The organism is Paenibacillus sp. EB106-06-01-XG199 (genome assembly GCF_058791575.1).
The window spans coordinates 616249-630053 of record NZ_JBYTDQ010000004.1 but is presented as its reverse complement, the minus strand read 5'-3'; the positions used below and the strand labels follow the sequence as shown (position 1 = coordinate 630053).

General features: G+C 52.3%; 13 protein-coding genes. 3 read left to right on the top strand and 10 right to left on the bottom strand.

Annotated elements, in window-relative coordinates; translation table 11 throughout:
* Positions 1-18 precede the first annotated feature (18 nt).
* From AC3WT9_RS17900 to AC3WT9_RS17875, 6 genes are all read right to left on the bottom strand, one after another.
* Positions 19-1599 (bottom strand): oleate hydratase, encoded by a 1581-nt coding sequence (locus tag AC3WT9_RS17900; RefSeq protein WP_038587216.1) that lies wholly within the window; start codon positions 1597-1599, stop codon positions 19-21.
* A 168-nt stretch (positions 1600-1767) separates the two neighbouring features.
* Entirely contained in the window at positions 1768-2100 is a 333-nt protein-coding gene (locus AC3WT9_RS17895; RefSeq protein WP_341377613.1) for an HIT domain-containing protein, read from the bottom strand.
* 122 nt (positions 2101-2222) lie between these two features.
* Positions 2223-2792, bottom strand: a complete 570-nt coding sequence (dhaS, locus tag AC3WT9_RS17890; protein ID WP_341377615.1) for a dihydroxyacetone kinase transcriptional activator DhaS — start codon at positions 2790-2792, stop codon at positions 2223-2225.
* A 61-nt stretch (positions 2793-2853) separates the two neighbouring features.
* A complete protein-coding gene (locus tag AC3WT9_RS17885) occupies positions 2854-3252 on the bottom strand; it encodes a hypothetical protein (protein WP_341090547.1) in 399 nt (132 codons plus the stop codon).
* A 20-nt stretch (positions 3253-3272) separates the two neighbouring features.
* The gene (locus tag AC3WT9_RS17880; RefSeq protein WP_341377616.1) at positions 3273-3788 is read right to left on the bottom strand and encodes a hypothetical protein; all 516 of its coding nucleotides are present in this window, start codon (positions 3786-3788) and stop codon (positions 3273-3275) included.
* Positions 3789-3962: 174 nt separating this feature from the next.
* Positions 3963-4988, bottom strand: a complete 1026-nt coding sequence (locus tag AC3WT9_RS17875; protein WP_341090550.1) for an RluA family pseudouridine synthase — start codon at positions 4986-4988, stop codon at positions 3963-3965.
* 315 nt (positions 4989-5303) lie between these two features.
* Here AC3WT9_RS17875 and recQ point away from each other — a divergent pair, with 315 nt between their 5' ends.
* Genes recQ through AC3WT9_RS17860 form a run of 3 tightly spaced genes read left to right on the top strand, consistent with a single transcriptional unit; the run spans position 5304 to position 9624 of the window.
* Positions 5304-7139: a DNA helicase RecQ gene (gene recQ, locus AC3WT9_RS17870; protein ID WP_341377617.1), complete on the top strand. Its 1836-nt coding sequence runs from the start codon at positions 5304-5306 to the stop codon at positions 7137-7139.
* A gap of 15 nt (positions 7140-7154) precedes the next feature.
* Complete coding sequence (locus AC3WT9_RS17865; protein WP_341377619.1) at positions 7155-9056, top strand: B12-binding domain-containing radical SAM protein; 1902 nt, start codon at positions 7155-7157, stop codon at positions 9054-9056.
* A 19-nt stretch (positions 9057-9075) separates the two neighbouring features.
* Positions 9076-9624, top strand: coding sequence for a GNAT family N-acetyltransferase (locus AC3WT9_RS17860; protein WP_341377621.1), 549 nt, complete (start codon positions 9076-9078; stop codon positions 9622-9624).
* 164 nt (positions 9625-9788) lie between these two features.
* Here AC3WT9_RS17860 and AC3WT9_RS17855 read toward each other — a convergent pair whose 3' ends face one another.
* The 4 genes from AC3WT9_RS17855 to mnmL all read right to left on the bottom strand — a co-directional run bounded on the left by AC3WT9_RS17855 (position 9789) and on the right by mnmL (position 13587).
* Positions 9789-10748, bottom strand: coding sequence for a serine aminopeptidase domain-containing protein (locus tag AC3WT9_RS17855; protein WP_341090555.1), 960 nt, complete (start codon positions 10746-10748; stop codon positions 9789-9791).
* 208 nt (positions 10749-10956) lie between these two features.
* A complete protein-coding gene (locus AC3WT9_RS17850; protein WP_341090556.1) occupies positions 10957-11925 on the bottom strand; it encodes a type I phosphomannose isomerase catalytic subunit in 969 nt (322 codons plus the stop codon).
* 103 nt (positions 11926-12028) lie between these two features.
* A complete protein-coding gene (mnmM, locus tag AC3WT9_RS17845) occupies positions 12029-12634 on the bottom strand; it encodes a tRNA 5-(aminomethyl)-2-thiouridylate-methyltransferase MnmM (protein ID WP_341090557.1) in 606 nt (201 codons plus the stop codon).
* Positions 12634-13587 (bottom strand): tRNA modification radical SAM protein MnmL/YtqA, encoded by a 954-nt coding sequence (mnmL, locus tag AC3WT9_RS17840; RefSeq protein WP_341377622.1) that lies wholly within the window; start codon positions 13585-13587, stop codon positions 12634-12636. Before mnmL ends, mnmM begins: the two co-directional genes overlap by 1 nt.
* Positions 13588-13805: the final 218 nt, after the last annotated feature.

The following is a 13805-nucleotide window of genomic DNA, read 5'->3' as shown; positions in this document are numbered from 1 at the left end:
TGATTATCTATGATTTTATTATCTTAATGAAGTCACAAGGCTCGAAAGTAACGTCCGAACATCATACTGGTACTGATTGATTGGCTCAACCGGACGGTTGATGCCGAGCAGGGTGTAGACGGCGATTCTGGCCGCTCTGACGGAATATTCCTCGGTGAACACCACATCGTCCGGAATTTCGCAATATTGACCGACAAATGCGAGGTTGGTAGAGCCCTCTGGCACGACCAGCGGTCTGTCGCTGCCGAGTCTCGGCATGAACTGGGAAGTAATATACGGCATCATGCACGGGATACAGTTGGCGGTTGCCATAATCTCGGCTTTATGCTCTTCAAAGTGCAGATGTCCGATCAGCTCTTCCATGATTTCTGCCCCGGTACAGTCGCTCATTTTCTTCTTGACGAAATCGCCCACCTTGTCAGGATACAGCCCATAGCCCCAGAATACCGTAACATGCTCAGGCTGATCGCGGAAATGCGGCTGGAACGCCAGCACTACAGACATGAACCAGCTCGAATCCTTGAAGGTGACGAGTGCGCCGGTGCCGGCCCGGTTACGTGTGAATTTCTCCATCAGATCAAAGAATTTGGAGTCTTCGAATGTAACGGTGAACGATTCCCACTTGGAGCCGTCGACATGATCGTCGAAGGAGGATGGATTGCCGAGGCCAGGTTTTTTGGCGGCAATGTTCTCCCAGAGCTTCCACGAGCTGCCTTTGCCGTTGAGACGCGGTGCGGTGCTCATCGAACCGAGGCTGGAGCCTTCGGTCATGGAGCCGTTTGTGACGATAACCAGATCGCCGTCTTTCACTTCAATGACATCTTCCACGCCTTGACGCAGCACGTTCATCTTCGTGACGGTAATGCCGTCGCCGTCTTTGAACTGCAGGTCAGTTACTGTACATTTCAGCGTAAAGTCTACACCGAAAGGCTCCAGATATTTGTGCAGCGGAAGGATGATCGAATCGTATTGATTATAAGGTGTGCGGGTGACACCTTCGAGCGTTTGAATTCTTGGGAATTCGTGAATAAAGCGCAGCATGTATCTTTTGAACTCAATGGCGCTGTGCCAAGGCTGGAAGGCGAAGGTGGTCGCCCACATATACCAGAAATTCGTCTCGAAAAAGTGTGGAGCGAACCAGTCGTTAATCCGGGCCTTGCCCATCTTTTCCTCTGGTGTAATAATCAGCTTGCCCATTGCCAGCCGGTCGGCCATATCGAAGCCCATCGACAATACGTCCTCAACTTCACCCTTGCTGTTCACAAGTCTGGCGTTGGAATGGGTAGGGTTGGCGTCGTCGAATTCGGTAATTTCTTCCCGGACGGACTTTCCCGGATGGTCGATCGAAGGGATGGTGTTGAGAAGCTCCCATAAATTCTCATAGGCTTCATCGTTCAGCATCCGTCCGCCGCGAATGACATATCCATGCTCTACACTGCCTGCGCCGTCATTGCTGCCGCCGAGGATCTTCATCTCTTCAATAATGTGGATGTTCTTTCCCGGAAAATCGCAGTCTCTGACGAGGTATGCCGCACCCGCAAGGGATGCAATCCCGCCGCCGACAAAATAAACCTGTTGGTTACCGTACTCTCTTTTCACTGAATACTCGCCTCCATAGGGTTGCTGATTGCTGTTGCTAACCCTAATGTAACCCTAGCCCGGTCCAGAAGGTATAATCAAAACCGCCAGAGTGTATGGATTTTGGTCACTTTAGGCAAAGTGTATAGTTTTTTTACAGTGATTTACAGGGTTTGCGAGAAAGGTGAGTTATCTCAGCCGGTCGCCAAAGGCGATATGCCAATGCAGGTGCTTGGAATCCTGATAATTACCTAAGTTTGTGAGAACTCTGCAAGCTCCGTGCTCTTGGGTTACCATGGCGGCAACCTGCTTAATGACTTCCAACAGCTCAAGGAGTAATTCATTGTCACCTTCTTCTAGAGTAAGCAATGAGGAAATATGTTTCTTAGGGATGGCCACGATATGAACGGGATAAAAAGGTCTTGTGTGATAATAAGCGAGCACATTTTCCGTCTCCAGCACCTTATGGACTTGGGTTTTTCCGTTCAATACCTCATCGCAATAAAAGTCCTCTGTCATCATATCCTCCTGGTTTTTGAATATTTTTCACACCAAAGTCTTGAATTCCGCATCGTTTGTGCAATTCCTGCCCAATAGAATCGCCAACTGGTTCCAATTAGCCAAAAAAGCTGCGCACCCTAAGGTTACGACAGCTTCTTCTCGTATTTATGCAGTGCCTTCAGAAAATTCCCTTCAATCAGCACACTGAGCTGCTCAATCATATGCTTCGGCTGATCCTTCATCCCGTCGCGCATCCACTGAATGATAAGCCCGGTAAAGGCGAGAGTGTAGAAGTTGGCGATGAACCGCTTGTCTTCGGCACTAACCTCCATTCCGCTTGACAGCTCCTGAATGACGCCCATAACCAGGCCGTTGGTTACGTCGTACAGATAAGCATCAAGGTGGGATCTGCCGAGAGAATCCAGCGTATTGCAGCAGAAGGTTGTATTGCTCTCAATATAACAAAAGATTCTGTAGAACCCGTCCGTCCATGTGTCGTAGCTCCGGTATTCAGCAATGCTCTCTACCGCCTCCGTCTTGTAAATCCAGCCCAGCAGCTCAAAAATATCCTGAAAATGATAGTAGAACGTCTGCCTGTTCAGCCCGCAATCGTCGACAAGATGTTTTACCGAGATTTTATTGAGCGGGGTGTGCTCCATTAAGTGCTTTAACGACTGGGCCAGCGCTTTTTTGGTCAAATAGGAAGTGGACATGGCAATATCACCTCATCATTTGTTCAGATTATTCAATTGTTTCGCTTGTGGACCCCGTGGACTAAGGTTTCCGCAGTTTCCTGATCAGCAGATAACTGCCTTCGGTGATAAGACCCAGAACGAAGCCGCCCGCTGTAAACACGATCAAAGACAGGAATCCCGCAAGATCCTCCCAGCCGGACATGTCCTGGTAAGTGTATTGATACATGGTGCCCAGTCCGAAAACAATGCCAATGGTACTGATCAACCATACCCGCTTGGCGCCGAACCACCCGAAGCTGTGCAGAATTCCGGAGACTACAAGGGCGAGCGCCGCAAAACGGGCAAAGACCGGAAGGTCGAAATTTTCCCCGAGCAGCCAAAACCGGTGCAGGGCCAGCAGCAGCCAGAGAATCAAGGTATAAATCAGGTACCAGACGAACCAGCGATTGCTTTTGGCGGGAGGCAGGAACTTCAACATGGCTTCACCTCACTGTGATATTAGACCTTCTCCAGTTCCTCAGCGCTTCTAAGCAGAAACTCGAGCAGGTCCGGCAGATCGTCCATTTGCTCTTCATTAATTTGTCTCTTGAATGCGAGAGAGACGCAGCAGGTGTATAGGCCGCTATTGCTGCCGAAGGGGAAGCTTAGCGATTGTACGGGAGTAAGCTCCGGGCCCCAAATCCCGGTGAGAATCTGTTCGATGGCAGAGCATTGGGTGGAGATATCCCCGATTTCCAAATGAAAACGCAGCAGCAGATTACAGCCGGGAACGGAATCCGGGACTTCCAGTATTTCATCACTGAGATCCTTCACCGACGAGCGGAGAACCAGTTCACTTGTTACCTTGCTGCTGCCGGCCAGCTTGAAGGAAAGGGTGAATTCCCTTGACATCAATGCCAGGTCCAGCAGATCGGAACGGTTCGTGACTACCAGAATTCCATCCAGATTATCATAGTCATAGATCTGATTCTCTAAGGAAACCTTAATATTCTCAAAGACAGTAGGATGGAACACCGAAAGCACCTTCTTGATTTTCTCTACATTGTACCATGTGGGGAATGAGAGTGAAAATTCACAAAATACGGAAGGCTACACCGATGATTTGGTCGTTGAAGGCGGAAAGATCGAGTAGTACAAAGAAAGACACCCGGGAGGGTGTCTTTTTGCAAATCCACTTAGGAACAGGAATCAGTTGGTTGGCGCAGGGGCTGTGTATTTCAGGAATGTCTTGGGAATGGCGCTCTCAAAGGTCAGCAGTTCTCCCGAAGTCGGATGAACGAAGGAAAGCACGCGGGCATGAAGGCCAAGGCGGCCTACGGCCTTAGTCTCTGCGCCGTATTTCTTGTCACCGGCGATAGGGTGGCCGATGTCAGCCATATGCACACGGATTTGATTTTTGCGTCCGGTTTCCAGGTGTACCTCCAGCAGTGAGAAATGGCGGTTGGCTTGAATGAGCTTGTAATGAGTTATGGCATGAAGCCCGTCACCTTCATGGGGACTGGAATACATTTTGAGGGTCGAAGTTTCCTTTAGCCAGGAGCTGATGGTCCCTTCGGCCTTTTTGACGGCCCCTTCCACAAGTGCCACGTAGGAACGTTCCTTTACGGTTTCCTTCCACGTATTTTGCAGCTTCTGCTGAATGGCTTCACTTTTGGCAAACATCATTACGCCTGAAGTATCACGGTCCAGCCGGTGAACGACATAAATACGGTTGCGCGGATTGGTGAGGCGGACATGCTCCATCAGCTGGCGGTATGCCGTTAATTCGTTGTCTTCACCGGTGGCGATGGAGAGCAGTCCTGCATCCTTCTGTATAATAATCAGATCATCGTCCTCATGAACGATGGTCAGCAGGGTCATCTCTTTGGCCTGTACTTGCTTCTCTTGGTCAATGGTTACAGTCTGACCCGGATGCAGCTGGAAATTGTGCCGGGTTATTGGTTTGCCATTTACGGAGACCTGTCCGCGGGCGAGCAGTGACTTGACGGAGTTCCGTCCCTTGTTAGTGATTACGCTAAGCAAAAAAGGCAGCAGCTCTGCGGGCTCAGTTATGGAATAGCTTTTGACGGCAGCCTGTCCCTTCGCTTTGGCAGTGAATCCAGGCTTAGCGCCTGATTTATGGTTTCTTACCCCTGATTTTGGCTGCGATTGGGAGGGGCCTCCGGGCTTGCCGCCCCGTTTGCTTGCCTCTTTGGGATTTCGTCTGGTGTTCATGCCTGCATTCTCCGTCCTCTAATATTGTATTCCTCAATATACCATGGGCCGTGAAGAAATACTATGGAGGGGTCCCTACATAACAAGAATTAGCCTGTCAATAATGAGGATAGAGAGAGTCCCATAGATCCAGCCCAGCACAACGGCCAATTTTCTAGAATGGAAATTTGCGGATACCTATCAAGTGTTGCTTCGAACGGTGTTTTTTATGTAATCATTTGAAAATGAACCTCCGGTTTTACCTCTCCGGTTGTTGCTCAATAGTCTTTTGCCCGGTAAACTAAAGAGAGAAAGTTCTAAGGAGTTTTGAGAGATATGAAGATGCAAGTACCTACTATGGAACAGGCGCAGGCTGAACTGCAAAAATATTACGGCTATCCCGACTTCCGGGAGGGCCAGAAAAAGATTGTCGAGAGCTTGCTTGAAGGCCATGATACGCTGGGCATCATGCCAACCGGAGGCGGGAAATCAATCTGCTATCAGGTTCCGGCGCTGCTGCAGCCGGGGCTGACGCTGGTCATCTCACCTCTGATCTCGCTGATGAAGGATCAGGTGGATGCGCTGACCACAGCGGGGATACCGGCTGCCTATATCAACAGCACCTTAAGCGGCAAGGAAGTGAATGAGCGCATCCGGGCTGCGCGCCGTGGTGAGCTGAAGCTGCTATATGTTGCACCCGAGCGGCTGGAGCTGGACTGGTTCCGGTTAGAGATGGCGGGGCTATCCATCTCATGTGTGGCTGTGGATGAAGCGCACTGTGTATCCCAGTGGGGCCATGATTTCCGCACCAGCTACCTCGCGGTATCCCCTTTTGTAGAGGAACTGCCGCAGCGGCCGATTCTTGCCGCATTTACCGCGACCGCTACCCCGGAGGTCATGGAGGATATGGTCCGGCTGCTGCGTCTGCGCCAGCCGGGCGTCTTCATGACCGGGCTAAGCCGGGATAATCTGGCGATGTCTGTGCTGCGCGGGGAGAACAAACGCGAATTCGTTCTGGATTATACCGCTACTCATTCTCATCAGCCGGGTATTGTATATGCGGCTACCCGCAAAGAGGTTGATGATCTCTATCAAAGACTGCAGGCTTCGGGAATCGCTGCCGGACGCTATCATGCCGGAATGAATGACCAGGAACGGGCAGAGAGCCAGGAAGGTTTCCTGTATGACGACATCCGTGTGATGGTCGCCACCAATGCCTTCGGGATGGGGATCGACAAGTCCAACGTACGTTATGTCATCCATTACAATATGCCGAAGAATATGGAAGCTTATGTTCAGGAAGCCGGACGTGCCGGGCGGGATGGTGAGCCGAGCGAGTGTATCCTGCTCTTCAGCGCACAGGACATTATGACACAGAAATTTCTGATTGAACAGAATCCGCAGGACCCGGAGCGCAAGGCCAATGAATACCGCAAGCTGCAGCAGATGATCGATTACTGCTACACCACCCGCTGCCTGCGCAGCGCACAGCTGAATTATTTCGGTGAAGATCACGGGGACAAGCCCTGCGGCATCTGCAGCTCCTGTACGGATGAACGTGAACTGGTAGACATGACAGTGGATGCGCAGAAGATTTTCTCCTGCATCCACCGCATGCGTGAACGTTACGGTGTGGCGCTGGTTGCTTCAGTGCTCAAGGGCTCACGTAACCAGAAGGTGCTGCAATACGGCTTCGAGCAGCTGCCGACTCATGGCGCAATGTCGAGCCGTACGGAGAAAGAGATTACCGAGAGCATCAATGTGCTGATCTCGGAGGGATATCTGGCCCTGACAGAAGGCCAATATCCCGTGGTACGGCTGCAGCCGCTGGCTGCCGAGGTACTGCGCGGCCAGCGTGAGGTGCAGCAGCGCGTGGCCCGTCCTTCACGCACCGGCGGAGCCTCCGGCGGGCGGGACCGCAGCCGGTCGCGGGATCTTTCGCCGTCGGCCGTCAATGAGACGGTCTTCGAGCAGCTGCGCCTGATCCGCCGCGAGCTGGCGGGACGCGAGCATGTCCCGTCCTATATCATTTTTAATGATGCGACCCTGCGTGAGATGAGTGTGGTTTGCCCGCAGACCGAAGCGGAGATGCTGAGGGTAAAGGGTGTCGGGGAAGTGAAGTACCGGAAATACGGCAAGCCGTTTCTGGAGTTTTTTCAAAATGAAATGTAAAGAAGGTTATTAGGCATGAGAATCGTCCTGGCCACATTAAACGCCAAGTATATCCATACCTCGCTCGCCATCCGTCTTCTGAAGGCGTACAGCGAGCATGAATTCGAAGATATCCTTCTGGCGGAATACACTATCAAAGATCCCGTGATGAATATCGTGTCAGACCTATTCCAGAAGAAGCCCGATGTCATCGGCTTTTCCTGTTATATATGGAACATCGAGGAGACTGTCAAGCTGATTGGCATACTCAAACAGGTGATGCCGGAGGTCACCATCGTCCTAGGCGGGCCGGAGGTGTCTTACGAGCCATTGTACTGGATGAAGCGGGAAGCAGGGATTGATTTTGTCGTAAACGGCGATGGGGAAGAGACCTTCCACCATCTGCTGCAGGAATTGCGGGATGAGCGCAAGTTCCATTTTGTATACGGTGCGGCTTACCGAAAGGGCGAGGAGTTGATTGTCAATCCGCCGCGTCCGAAGACGGATCTGAATACACTGCCGACACCGCACCGGTTTCCGGATGATCTGCCGGATCTCAGCAAGCGGATCGTTTATTTTGAGACCAGCAGGGGCTGTCCCTTCAACTGTCAATTCTGCTTGTCCAGCATTGAGGTAGGCGTACGCTATTATGATATCGAACGGGTCAAATCCGATTTGCTGTATCTGATCGAGAACGGAGCCAAGGTGATCAAGTTTCTGGACCGTACCTTCAATATCAACCGCAGCTATGCCATGGAGATGTTCCAGTTTCTGATTGATAACCACCAGGGCTGCGTGTTCCAATTCGAGATTACGGCGGACATCATGCGGCCCGAGGTCCTGGATTTTCTGGCCCAGAACGCTCCTCCCGGTGTTTTTAGATTCGAGATTGGCGTGCAGTCCACCAATGACGAGACCAACGAGCTGGTCAAACGACGCCAGAATTTCACGAAGCTATCGCGTACGGTGATGAAGATTAAAGCCAGCGGCAACATCGATCAGCATCTCGATTTAATTGCCGGACTGCCCATGGAGGATTATTCCACTTTCCGTAAAACCTTCAACGATGTATTTGCCATGGAGCCGGAGGAGCTGCAGCTTGGGTTCCTTAAAATGCTGCGCGGCACCGGACTGCGTGCCCAGGCAGCCAAATATGACTATACCTATATGGAACATGCCCCGTATGAGATTCTCAGCAGCCATGTGATGCCGTTCTCCGATATTATCCGGCTCAAACGGCTGGAGGATGTGCTGGAGAAATACTGGAACAGCCATCGGCTCGACCATACGGTGAAATACCTGATCCGCCATGTGTTCCAGTCGCCGTTCGATTTCTTTCAGGAATTCGGGGATTACTGGGAAGATCGGGGCTGGCAGAAGATCGGCCACCAGCTGGAGGATTTGTTCACCCGTCTGCATGCCTTCCTTACAGATCGCGGGACAGATGCTATGGACATCATTACCGGGCTGATGAAGCTTGATTATTTCCTGGGGCACAAATATAAGCCGCGCAAAATCTGGTGGGATGTCTTGCTGGATAAAGCGGATTGGTCCAAACATATGAAGGGTATTGCTGCTCATCCGGAATTGATATCCCCGCAGCTGGCGGAAGCCGGATACAGTGAACGTGAACTGCAGAAGTTCATGATGCTTGAAGTGCTGCCTTTCCGTTTGGAGACGGTACTGGATTCGATCAGCGGCCTGCGGGCCGATGAAGGCTTGGCTGATGCAGAAGCGAATGCAGAACCGAATGTGGAGATGAGTGGTGTGTCTGGCAATATCGGTGAAGTGAATGTAGCAGCGGCGGCCGTAGCGGTAAATGACAAGGCCACGGCTGTGGCCGAAGCTGAGGCAGGAGTGGAAGGTCACACGCTGCTGATTGTGCTGTACCAGCAGGATGACAGCCAGCGGGCACAGTATTATACACTGCCTTTATAGAAGGAGGGTTCTTCCAGCCATGAGTAAGCAACCTCCGGTCAGATTGACTTTGTATGAAGAGAAGCTGCGGGAAGGGCTGCTGGCGTTTCAGCTTCCTGCGGAGCAGGCTGAATTCACCGGCTTGCCTGAGGAGACTATAGATGGTGCCTTGCAGGACGAGGGGAAGGTTGCGGTTGTTATTGTGGCTGGAGAAAAGCCGGTGGGTTTTTTTATCCTGCATACCGGAGCGGGTATCGCCGACTTCTACAACCATTGGTCCGAAGCGTTGCTGCTGCGTGCGTTCCTTGTTGACTATGCCAGCCAGGGACAAGGGTTTGCCAAGGCTGCAATGGCTTTGCTGCCGGGTTTTGTCCGTATTCATTTTCCGGCAGTCCGTGAGGTGGTGCTGGCTGTGAATGAGCGCAATCTCCCGGCAGGAAATCTCTATCTGCGTGCCGGTTTTCGGGATTACGGTCTGCGCAGGAGTGGTGCAAAAGGATCGCAGATGATTCTGCAGTATTCACTTGAGGAATTCAGCGCAGGTTCTGGCGGGGGCATGGACAACGGGGACGGCTGCGGGAGCGGCTGATCAGAGCATGACCGGCAGTCCGCTGCTTTTGCAACAACGTTCTTAACGGAGTGTCTGCTACATTATTCTGTTTGTTCATACGCTGGACTTTCGACGGCTTGACTATAAGTTTGTTCAAAAAAACAGGCATTCCATATTTCTGGAATGCCTGTTTTTGATCGCTTTTATATTGCATTCGATTGAAGCAGAGACTCGGCAGGGAGGTGCCGGACCAGCCAATCTAACACGTCGGCTGTAACCTCGTTATGATTCACTTCGTTCAGCATTTCATGTCTGCCTTCAGGATACAGCCTGTACTCCACGTCGCTTAACCCTCGCTCCTTGTAGATGCTGGCCAACCGCAGAACACCTTGCCCCTGCATGCCTACAGGGTCCTTGGCCCCGGAGAACAGATACACTGGCTTATTTTTGCATAATGTCAGCAGTGTTTCGCGGGACTGGATTTCGCGCAGCAGCCGGAAGAAATCCCGGAAGAAGCGGGTGGTGCAGATCGCGCCGCAGAAAGGATCGGCGATGTAACGGTCCACCTCCTGCGTGTCACTGCTCAGCCAGTCAAAAGCCGTTCTTACCGGAGAGAAGGAACGGTTGTAAGGGCCGAATACGAGGCCGTTCAGCATTACGCTGCGATGAAGGGCCCCCTGCAGTCTGAACTGCATCCCGGCCAGCGTTTCCCCGGCTCTCAGCATATTGCGCGGACCATTGGTTCCGCTGAGAATAAAGCCGGCGTATATCTCATTGCCATGCTCACACATCAGCTTCTGTGCCAGGAAGGAGCTCATGCTGTGGGCGAGCAGGAAGATCGGCAGACCTTCATGCCGGGAAGAGGCAATCCCGGCAAGCTGCAGCATATCGCGCCGCATCCAGTAGAATCCGTTCTCTCCGGTATCGCCAAGCAGGTTCACCTTCCCGGCAGTTTTGCCGTGCCCACGGTGATCATTGGCATAAACTGCATATCCGGCCCTGGTGAGCGCTAATGCGAAGCGGGTATAACGTGCAGCCGTCTCACACATGCCATGCGCAATTTGCACGATGCCCCTGACCGGAGCTTCTGGCTCCGGCAGCCATTCGTACACATGAATATTCACGCCAAGGGGATCGGTCATTGTAAAGCTGTTTTCCTGCATTATCCTGCCCTCCTAAAAGTTTGTAAAACATCTGCTTCCTTGATCATACGCCGTACCCACTCCGCTCTGAAGCATTAGCTTGTTATGTGAGTGATACATCTGAGTATTGTAGGAATCGCTGATACAGCTCTTTATCGGAAAGAGTAACGAGAGAAAAGCCCGCTTTACATTGATTCCCTGCTGTGGATTTGCCTTATAAGTATGAATTTTAAGGCAAATAAGAACGCAGCACGGTGGAGTGGCCTTCGATTCCGTAAGAGCCAAGGGTTGCCGGAAGAAGATAACATTCCCCTGCTGCATAAGGCTGGGAACCGCCTTCCCACGTCAGGTGTCCGCTGCCTTCGCAGATGACGAGAATGGTGAAGCTGTCCGGAGTCGTGGCAAGCTCCCATTCTCCGTTTACGAGGCCTTTTTCAACGATGAAATAAGGAGAGGAGGCGATTTGCAGCCATTCTCCGGGAACAGCGCCGTCTGTCTTCATGGAGGTGGCTCCCGCACCTTCATAGGCGGTTACATTTAATGAATCCTCAATATGAAGCTCGCGCGGCTTGCCGTCGAGTCCCGGACGGTTATAGTCATAAATCCGGTATGTAGTATCAGAGTTTTGCTGGATTTCGGCAACAACGACTCCTGCGCAGAGAGCATGAACGGTGCCTGCAGGAATATAGAAGGAATCCCCGGCAGAGACGGTGATCTCCTGAAGACTGTCCATAACGGTTCCATTCTCCAGTGCATCACGCAGTGTTTCCCTGGTGACATTTTCTTTCAGGCCGTAAATGATCTTGGCACCCGGCTTGGCGTCCAGCACGTACCACATTTCTGTCTTGCCCAGTTCACCCTTCGGCAATCCTTCATAGTCATCTGTAGGATGCACTTGCACGGAAAGGTTGTCATTACAGTCCAGCAGCTTGATCAGCAGGGGGAATCTTCCGCCTTCTTCGCTGATGCCTTTGCTGCCGAACCATTCCTGTCCGAATTGCTCACGGATTTGATCGAGACCCTGTCCGGCGAGTTCGCCGTTTACAACGGACGAGGTGCCGTTCGGGTGATCGGCGATCATCCAGCCTTCGCCAATATGGCCCTCCGGCAGTTCGAGCCCAAATTTCTCCAGTGCGCGGCCGCCCCAGACGCGTTCTTTAAACTCCGGCTGAAATTTTAAAGGATATGGTTTTGTCATCACTACATCTTCCTTCCAATTTGTAATATTTACTTGCTTCTGTTACTTGAGCGAGTGAATTTCGTGACCTGAATGCCAAAATACCGATATTGCTCATTGCTATTTAGGCTTCAGTTCCCTTTTTCTTCTCTACGGCTACTACGTAGGGAGCGGAAGACCGCTGCAGCTGGCGGTACACAATGCTCTGCGCCTCCTGCTGGGCAAGCCCTGCCGCCCATGACTCTACGGCGGAGGCTTCGCGGTCTCCGCCGTCATGGCCCGGGTAGAGCACCGCCGTGACGATGCCGCCCGGGCGCAGCAGCGAGAGCGCGGCCTCCAAGGCGGCCAGCGTGCTCTCCGGCTCGGTGATGATGGTCTTGTCGGCATCGCCGGAAGGCAGGTAGCCGAGGTTGAACATCACCGCCGACACCGTTCCGCGCCACTCCGGCGGAACGGCATCTGCCATCGCTGCATGGCTGCGCTCCAGCAGCGTCACGGGAGAAAGCGCTGACGGCGCTTCCTCCCGGGCCAGCCGCAGGCGCTCTTCCGCAAGCTTCAGCGCCGCAGGCTGAATGTCGAAGCCGTACACCCCGCCTCGCGGCCCGGCCGCTTTGGCGAGGAACAGCGTATCGGCACCGGTGCCCACGGTGGCGTCAATGGCTCTGCCGCCGGACATTAGGCGCTCGGCGGTTAATTTATGAGCAAAGCTAAGGACAGACATAAAGCCCATTAGCTCTTCCTCCAGTACTTACCCTGCCAGGTGTCGCGTGCAACCAGCTCATCATCAATGGCGTTCAGCACTTCCCATTTCTTAAGGCTCCACATAGGCCCGATCAGCAGATCGCGCGGGGCATCCCCAGTCAGACGATGAACAATCATCTCCGGCGGCAGGATTTCCAGCGAGTCGGCGATCAGCTTGACATATTCGTCCTGCTCCAAAAAGCGCAGCAGACCAGCCTCATATTGCTTGACCATCGGCGTTTTGCGCATGAGATGCAGCAGATGGATTTTGATGCCCTGAACACCCATGCGTGCAACAGCCGAAACAGTTTCCAGCATCATTTCATGAGTTTCCAGCGGAAGCCCGTGAATAATATGGGTACAGACGCGGATGCCGTGACGGCGCAGCTTCTCGACAGCCTCGATATAACACTTGGTATCATGGGCGCGGTTGATCAGTTCGGAAGTGGAATCATGAATGGTCTGCAGACCCATCTCCACCCACAGGTACGTACGCTGGTTCAGCTCGGCGAGATATTCGACGACATCATCCGGCAGGCAATCCGGACGTGTGGCGATGGCAAGGCCGACCACACCCGGCTGCTGCAGAATCACTTCATAATATTCCCTCAGCTCCTCGACCGGAGCGTACGTATTGGTGTAGGCCTGGAAATAACCGATATACTTTGCATTCGGCCACTTCAGATGCTGTCTGTCGCGCACATTGTTGAACTGGGTAACCAGATCGTCGCGGCGGCTTCCGGCGAAATCGCCTGATCCTCTGGCGCTGCAGAAGGTACAGCCTCCTTTGGCGATAGAGCCGTCACGGTTAGGGCAGGTAAAACCGGCGTCGAGCATTACTTTGAATACTTTGGTATCCATCTGTTCGCGCATTTCGTAGTTCCAGGTATGAAATCGTTTATCTCCCCACAGCAGTGAAGAAGAGGTCTCTAGAAGACTCAACAGGTGCAGCTCCTCTCTTAAATATAAGAACGTTTATTTTTAGGGCTGAATGACTGCTTTCCCCCTGAAGTTATCCTTATATTGTCGCTAAAATGACGGTGTTCCGGAAAGGCCACGTAGAGCCATTTTATTTTAACCTATTCATTGTAACAAAAAACAGCGCCCAGCGTAACATTGTCGCTTGCGGAATCTGTGAAAAAAAGGCTAAAAATAAAGGG

What these genes read in the sequence shown, in the direction of transcription:
- AC3WT9_RS17895 (WP_341377613.1), bottom strand. Translation starts at nt 2,100, where the DNA reads ATGATGACAGAGGACTTTTATTGCGATGAGGTATTGAACGGAAAAACC.
- dhaS (WP_341377615.1), bottom strand. Translation starts at nt 2,792, where the DNA reads ATGTCCACTTCCTATTTGACCAAAAAAGCGCTGGCCCAGTCGTTAAAG.
- AC3WT9_RS17885 (WP_341090547.1), bottom strand. Translation starts at nt 3,252, where the DNA reads ATGTTGAAGTTCCTGCCTCCCGCCAAAAGCAATCGCTGGTTCGTCTGG.
- AC3WT9_RS17875 (WP_341090550.1), bottom strand. Translation starts at nt 4,988, where the DNA reads ATGAACACCAGACGAAATCCCAAAGAGGCAAGCAAACGGGGCGGCAAG.
- recQ (WP_341377617.1), top strand. Translation starts at nt 5,304, where the DNA reads ATGAAGATGCAAGTACCTACTATGGAACAGGCGCAGGCTGAACTGCAA.
- AC3WT9_RS17865 (WP_341377619.1), top strand. Translation starts at nt 7,155, where the DNA reads ATGAGAATCGTCCTGGCCACATTAAACGCCAAGTATATCCATACCTCG.
- AC3WT9_RS17860 (WP_341377621.1), top strand. Translation starts at nt 9,076, where the DNA reads ATGAGTAAGCAACCTCCGGTCAGATTGACTTTGTATGAAGAGAAGCTG.
- AC3WT9_RS17855 (WP_341090555.1), bottom strand. Translation starts at nt 10,748, where the DNA reads ATGCAGGAAAACAGCTTTACAATGACCGATCCCCTTGGCGTGAATATT.
- AC3WT9_RS17850 (WP_341090556.1), bottom strand. Translation starts at nt 11,925, where the DNA reads ATGACAAAACCATATCCTTTAAAATTTCAGCCGGAGTTTAAAGAACGC.
- mnmM (WP_341090557.1), bottom strand. Translation starts at nt 12,634, where the DNA reads ATGGGCTTTATGTCTGTCCTTAGCTTTGCTCATAAATTAACCGCCGAG.